Genomic DNA, 6623 nt, shown 5'->3' on the forward strand with positions numbered 1-6623 from the left:
TCATTGAGTTCGCAGATTAAAGGATCCGTTAGAACAGAACCGCAGCACCCAGGAAGAGGCCATGGGCATCCTCACCCGGGTGTCCAGCAACCGTAACCAAAAACTGCGCGACGTCGCCGCCGACGTCCTGCGGAATCTCACCGACGCGACCATCTGAACATATCTCGAGGCATGAGCCGCGCCGGCCCTGGCAAACGCGACGTTGTTTACCCGCACCGGCGCCAGTGATATACCAGTGGATACTGCGCGGGCCGAGCCGCCAGCACCAGGAGGCTGGCGTGCGACACCCGCGGGATTCCAAATTCAGACTTGTCGCGCTGGTCCTCGCGGCGTTGCTCGTGGTAGCTAGCGCGTGCAGCAGCTCGGCGGACGACATCGCCCGAGCTTACGCAGCCGAGCTGGCACAGGCAGTAGGGAACTCGGGGTCGAAGATTAAGAACCCCATGCCATGGATGCAGCCGGGCAAGACTGCAGCGTCACAAACCGACGACCTCACGCGGTCGCTGGCGAAGGCTCCCGACGGAATGTCTGAGGAGTCCAGAAGACTCCCTGACCTGATCGCCGTAATGCAGCGGGCCCAGGCCACCAAAGCCGCGCTCCAGGAAGTGGACGCCGCCGCCGTCGTGGCTGAGAATATCGGCGCCGGGCTGGCCTCGGACGCGGCGTTGAGCGTTGGTCGACACGCCACTATCAGAAGTTCCGGTGATGAGCAGACGGTGGCCGCGCTCGGCCGGGAAGTCCTGAAAGACCTCGTCTGTTCCATGGCGACAGACGTGGTGGCCCCAGACGAAAAGACCGAGATCGATCAAAACACCTCAGCATTTACCTACACGGCGGATAAGTCGGCTGAAGCAATTCGCCGCGCCCTGTTTAGTAAGGCAGCCTTTCGCGTCGGCGCGGCATTCTACCGGGGTTACCAATGGGGCTCCTATGGTGCGGACCTGGCGAAGGACGCAAACCGGCATCTGGCGTCCATTAACGGACAGATCCGGAGCCCGGATTGGCAGATCACAAGGGCCTACGTTTTCGTTGTCAAGACCTGCATGGCGCCGCCGACACGGTGACGCATCCCTCCTAGGATGATGGGGATGACTACGACACGCCCCGCCGCCTTCAGCCTCCGCAGCATCGCCGTTCCCGCCTTCGGCCCGGCCCTGCTGTTCAGCATCGGCGAGGGCGCAATTTTGCCCGTGGTGGCCCTGTCCGCCCGCGACCTCGGCGCCTCGGTCGCCGTCGCCGCCCTGGTGGTCACCGTGATCGGGCTCGGCTCCTGGTTCTTCAACCTGCCCGCCTCGGTCATCACCATGAAGTTCGGCGAACGCTGGGCGATGGTCGGGGCCGCGGCGGCCAGCGCCGTCGCCCTCGCCGCCGTCGCACTCGCACCGCTGCTGCCGGAAGGGCTCTGGCTGCTCGCCGCGGCGATGCTCGTCGTCGGCATGGCCGCGAGCGTCTTCAGCCTGGCCCGGCAGAAGTACCTGACCGAGGCCGTGCCGGTGGTCCTCCGGGCGCGGGCGCTGTCCACGCTCGGTGGCGTGACCCGGATCGGCATCTTCATCGGCCCCTTCATCGGTGCAGCCGTGATGCAGTTCGCCGGCATCACCGGCGCCTACTGGGTCGGCGTCGTCGCCATGGTGGCGGCCGCGGCCCTGTCGGTAACCATTCCGGACCTCGTGGCCAAACCCGCGCCCGACGACGGCGACCCCGTCAAGCAGGCGACGCTGCGCAGCGTCGCCGTCTCGCACGCCGGGGTCTTCCTGAGCGTGGGCATGGGGGTGCTGCTGCTCAGTGCGCTGCGCGCGTCCCGGCAGGTGGTGATCCCGCTCTGGGCCGAGCACCTTGGGATGGACGCGACGCAGGCGTCGCTGATCTACGGGCTCTCCGGCGCCATCGACATGCTGGTCTTCTATCCGGCCGGCAAGCTGATGGACCGCAAGGGCCGCCAGTGGGTGGCCGTCCCGTCGACCCTAATCATGGGCACGGCCATGCTGCTGATCCCGCTCAGCGCCGGCTTTGTGGGCCTGCTGCTCGGGGCGCTGCTGATCGGCTTCGGCAACGGCATCAGCTCCGGCCTGAACATGACGCTGGGCGCCGACTTCTCACCCGACAACGGCCGCGGCCAGTTCCTGGGCATCTGGCGGTTCCTGGCCGACGCCGGGGCCACCGGCGGGCCGGTGCTGCTCTCCGGCGTGACCGCCATGGCCTCGCTCGGGGCCGGGGTGGCCGCCACCGGAGCGCTCGGCTTCGCGGCCGCCGCGGTCTTCGCCGTCACGATTCCGCGGCTGAAGCACCGGCGGAACTACTGAGCGTTACGGCACGATGGCGGGGCTGCCGGCGTCGGCGTTGCCGCCGCCGAAGGTGGGCTGCCGCCGTCGAACATGGCTCGACGGCGAGGGCCAATCGTGGCTGAGGCAGAATGGCTACTGATGAGTGAAACAAATATACGGATTCTCAAACCCAGCCGTAAGAAGCCTGCTTCCGGTGACATCTTTGCGCTACAGCTGCCCGACGAGCGGTACTTGTTTGGCCGGGTCATTTCCGCGGACCTTCCCGCCGATATGGCACCCATGCCCGGCGCGTATCTGATCTACATTTATGGTCATGTTTCGCCGGTGACGATTCCCCCGCTGGATCAGCTCAGGCCGGACCTTCTACTCCTCCCGCCCCTGTTCATAAACCGCATGCCCTGGACGAAAGGCTACTTCCTGACCGTTGGCACGCAGCCGCTGTCGGGCGAAGACCTACTGGCACAGCACTGTTTCCGTCGATGGACCGGAGAGTACAGAGATGAACAAGGTCACCCTATGCCTGCGCCCGTGGAACCCTGCGGGGACTGGGCTCTTGCCAGCTATCGGTGGCTGGATGACCAGATCAGCGACAAACTGGGATTCCCGCGGACACCCGAGTGAGCGATATGGCCAAAAGCCCGAAGGAGGTAGGGGTGGAAAATGATCCTATGAGGATAGAGCTGCTCCACATCGACGACTGCCCCAACACGGCCACGGCACAGGAGCGCCTGGAATCTTCCCTGGCCGCCCTGGGTCACGGCGACCTTCCAGTGCAGACCCGGCTGCTCGAGTCCGCGTCCGATATCGCGGGCAGCGGATTCGCGGGTTCCCCAACGATCACGGTCAACGGGGCAGACATCTTCCCGACCGGCGCGCCCGCAGGCGACCTTGCCTGCCGGATCTACGCGACACCCAGCGGACTGGCGGGCCTGCCGACCCTGGACCAGATAACCGAAGCGCTCAAGAACCACGGACTCTGACGCTCCCGGCAGCTGCACCTGCCGCGTCAGCGCTGGGGCACTCCGTATCGGCCGCTGCTGCGAGTCGCATGGGATTCCTCACTATGCTGTGAACAACTGCACCGAGACTTCGAGGAAGGCCCGACATGGCGCAAGGCACGAAGGAAGATCGCTGGCAGCTTGTGACTGCTCCCGGCACCTCCGAGTACAGCATGTACCGCGACGAGGCGGCCGACCCTCCCGCCCTCGTCTGCCAGGTCGGAGCCACCACGCTGAAGTACCATCTCAGCGCCGTCGAGGACCTGCATCAATGGCTCACGGATCAGGGCGGCTGGGTTCCGCTCGGCGCCGCCGACGAGAAGAAACCTGCGGCTGAGGGAACCGTCGAGGCCTGGGGCCGGGACGCCTCAAACCCGGTGCACGGCTGGTACGGGCTCCGCAACGGCTACCGCGGCCGGTTCGGCATGTACCTGCCGCCCCTGCTGGAGGCGCTGGGCCTGGCCGAACTCACTCACGAAAAGCGGAACAACAGCATCCGCTCGCTCAGCCCGGCCGCCGGCGGAAGGTAGTACTGCCGCAAGCTCGGGTGCCCGAAGCCGTGCTACCCAACATAGACGCCGCCGTCAAAGAGCCGGCGGGTGGTGCGCACAATGGAGGCGTACTCGGCCCGGTAGCCTCCGTTGTCCTGTGCGACGATGGCGGTTGCAGAGAAGACGCCTGAGGGCGTCCCGATACGGATCTCCCTGCCCCCGACAGTGCCGCCAAGCGCGGTGTGCACCAGTGTGCCATCGAGGCGCGCCGCGACCGCCGTGCAGAGCCCCCCGGTGACCGGAATGGCGCGGTGGACCCTGCCGCTGGAGACGAAACGGGCCAGAACATCCATGGCCGCCGGCCCAATTTCTTCCCCGGACAGCGTGCGGTAGGGCCGGGGAGCGGCAACCAGGGCTATCAGGGGCATGGCACGGCTCCCGGCAGCCTCCTCGTAGGATGACGCGATGCCCATGGCTACCGACACCTGCCGTCGCGCATCCTCCAAACGTTCCAGCATGCCGTCGATGGTCTCAATTTGCTCCGGTAGCTCGACCCCGGTCAGGCCGAAGTCCTCTGCGCGGAAGAAGCCGCACGGATTGGCGGCATCCACCAGTGAGGACGCCAGGGCCGTGCCCGCGGCGCAGTCGATGTGATTGACGACGTCGCCGGTGGGCAGCAGCCTGCCAGTGGCGGCACCGCCGGGGTCCAGGAAGTCCAACCGCACCGGCGCTGCGGAGCCGTGGACGCCGCTCATCGTGTACTCACCGGTCTTGACGCTGCCACCGTTCCTGACTTCGAAAACCGATCTTATGATCTTGCCCGTGTTTACGTTGTGGATCCGCACGCTGGCGGGGCCGTCGCGTACCTGGACCAGGCCCTCGTCCACGGCGAAGGGGCCAATTGCCGATGACATGTTGCCGCAGTTTCCGCCATAGTCCACCGAAGCGTGCGCCACCTGGACCTGAGCGAACAAGTAGTCGATGTCCGCGTCTGGACGGGTCGGCGGGCTGACGACGCAGACCTTTGAAAGCGATGAAATTCCACCGCCCATACCGTCGAGTTGCCGGCCGTAGGGGTCCGGGCTGCCCATCGCCTGCAGGAAGATCCCGTCCCACTCCGAACGATCCGAGGGTAGATCTTCGGCGCGAAAGATCAACCCCTTGCTGGTCCCGCCGCGGACGAATGCGGCCTTGATTCTCCGACGCATCGTTATCATTCCTTTTGTTTCAGGGCACTGTGTCTAAAGTGCCGGCTGATCAGCGGAGATCTGGCGCAGTACGTACTGCAGGATGCCGCCGTTGCGGTAGTAGTCTGCCTCGCCCGGGGTATCGATGCGCAGGACCGCATCGAAGGACGTGACAGTGCCGTCTTCGGCGGTGGCGGTGACCTTGAGCGTCTTGGGCGTGGTGCCTTCGTTCAGGGCGGTGACGCCCTCAACTGCGAAGCTTTCCGTGCCGGTCAGCCCGAGGCTGGCAGCGTTCTGGCCGGCCGGGTACTGCAGCGGCAGGACGCCCATGCCGATCAGGTTGGAGCGGTGGATGCGCTCGTAGCTTTCGGCCACAACCGCCTTGACGCCCAGCAGTGCGGTGCCCTTGGCTGCCCAGTCACGGGACGAGCCGGAGCCGTATTCCTTGCCGGCGAGGACGACCAGCGGGGTGCCGGCGGCCTGGTAGTTCTGCGCGGCATCGTAGACGTAGGCCTGCGGGCCGTCCGGCTGGGAGAAGTCGCGGGTGAAGCCACCCTCGACGCCGTCCAGGAGCTGGTTCTTGATCCGGATGTTCGCGAACGTTCCGCGGATCATGACCTCGTGGTTGCCACGGCGTGAGCCATAGGAGTTGAAATCCTTGCGCTCCACGCCGTTGGCCAGCAGGTACTGTCCCGCCGGGGTGTCCGACTTGAAGGAACCTGCCGGTGAGATGTGGTCCGTAGTGACCGAATCGCCCAGCTTCAACAGCACACGCGCGCCGGTGATGTCCGTGACGGGGTCCGGCTGCGCCTTCATGCCGTCGAAGTACGGCGGCTTCCGGACGTAGGTGGACTTCGGATCCCAGGCGAAGGTATCGCCGGCCGGGGTGGAGAGAGCCTTCCAGCGGTCGTCGCCTTCGAAGACGCCCTCGTAGCCGCGGGCGAACATTTCCTTGTCGATCGAGGAATCGATGACCTGCTGGACCTCGACCGGGTCCGGCCAGATGTCCTTCAGGAAGATGTCGTTGCCGGCCTCGTCCTGTCCCAGGGCGTCGGCTTCGAAATCGAAGTCCATGGTTCCGGCCAGGGCGTAAGCGATGACCAGCGGCGGGGAAGCCAGGTAGTTCATCTTCACGTCCGGGTTGATCCGGCCCTCGAAGTTGCGGTTACCGGACAGCACGGCGGTGACGGAAAGGTCGTTGGCCTGGATGGCCTCGGAGATTTCGGCGTCAAGCGGGCCGGCATTCCCCACGCACGCAGCGCATCCGTACGCGGCGATGTAGAAGCCGAGCTTCTCCAGGTACGGGGTCAGGCCCGACTTGTTGTAGTAGTCGGTGACAACCTTGGATCCCGGTGCCACGGAGGTCTGGATGCCGGGCCGGACGTTGAGCCCCTTGTGTACGGCGTTGCGGGCCAGCAGCCCTGCGGCCAGCATCACGGACGGGTTGGACGTGTTCGTGCAGGATGTGATCGCGGCAATAACCACGGTGCCCTGGTTCAACAACACCTCGGAACCACTCTCCAGGTGCACACTGACGGAGCCGTCCAGGGGCTCGTCCACGCTGCCGCCGACCAGTTCTTCCTTCACGTAGTTGCGCAGGTCCTGGCGGAACTGGTCCTTGGACTCCGTGAGGATGATGCGGTCCTGCGGGCGCTTCGGGCC

General features: G+C 65.7%; 7 protein-coding genes and 1 pseudogene. 6 read left to right on the plus strand and 2 right to left on the minus strand.

Annotated elements, in window-relative coordinates:
- Nucleotides 1-43: 43 nt before the first annotated feature.
- From AC50YM_RS19295 to AC50YM_RS19320, 6 genes and pseudogenes are all read left to right on the plus strand, one after another.
- Nucleotides 44-157 (plus strand): annotated as a pseudogene (locus AC50YM_RS19295) (ANTAR domain-containing protein); the annotation flags it as partial.
- A gap of 121 nt (nt 158-278) precedes the next feature.
- Nucleotides 279-1064, plus strand: a complete 786-nt coding sequence (locus AC50YM_RS19300) for a hypothetical protein (RefSeq protein ID WP_494958553.1) — start codon at nt 279-281, stop codon at nt 1062-1064.
- 24 nt (nt 1065-1088) lie between these two features.
- Nucleotides 1089-2303 carry an MFS transporter gene (locus AC50YM_RS19305; protein ID WP_494958554.1) on the plus strand — a complete coding sequence of 405 codons (1215 nt, stop codon included), beginning with the start codon at nt 1089-1091 and terminating at the stop codon, nt 2301-2303.
- Nucleotides 2304-2423: 120 nt separating this feature from the next.
- Nucleotides 2424-2906, plus strand: a complete 483-nt coding sequence (locus AC50YM_RS19310) for an Imm26 family immunity protein (RefSeq protein WP_494958555.1) — start codon at nt 2424-2426, stop codon at nt 2904-2906.
- Nucleotides 2907-2953: 47 nt separating this feature from the next.
- The gene (locus tag AC50YM_RS19315) at nt 2954-3265 is read left to right on the plus strand and encodes a thioredoxin family protein (RefSeq protein WP_494958556.1); all 312 of its coding nucleotides are present in this window, start codon (nt 2954-2956) and stop codon (nt 3263-3265) included.
- Nucleotides 3266-3390: 125 nt separating this feature from the next.
- Nucleotides 3391-3813, plus strand: coding sequence for a DUF6855 family protein (locus AC50YM_RS19320; protein ID WP_494958557.1), 423 nt, complete (start codon nt 3391-3393; stop codon nt 3811-3813).
- Between the two features lie 32 nt (nt 3814-3845).
- Here the strand turns inward: AC50YM_RS19320 and AC50YM_RS19325 are convergent, their stop codons facing one another.
- On the minus strand, nt 3846-4982 hold the full coding sequence (locus AC50YM_RS19325) for a 2-methylaconitate cis-trans isomerase PrpF family protein (protein ID WP_494958558.1): 1137 nt from the start codon (nt 4980-4982) through the stop codon (nt 3846-3848).
- Between the two features lie 33 nt (nt 4983-5015).
- Nucleotides 5016-6623 (minus strand): aconitate hydratase (locus AC50YM_RS19330; protein WP_494958559.1); only part of this gene is annotated, 1608 nt, incomplete at its 5' end.

Source organism: Pseudarthrobacter sp. RHLT1-30-1 (genome assembly GCF_059383415.1).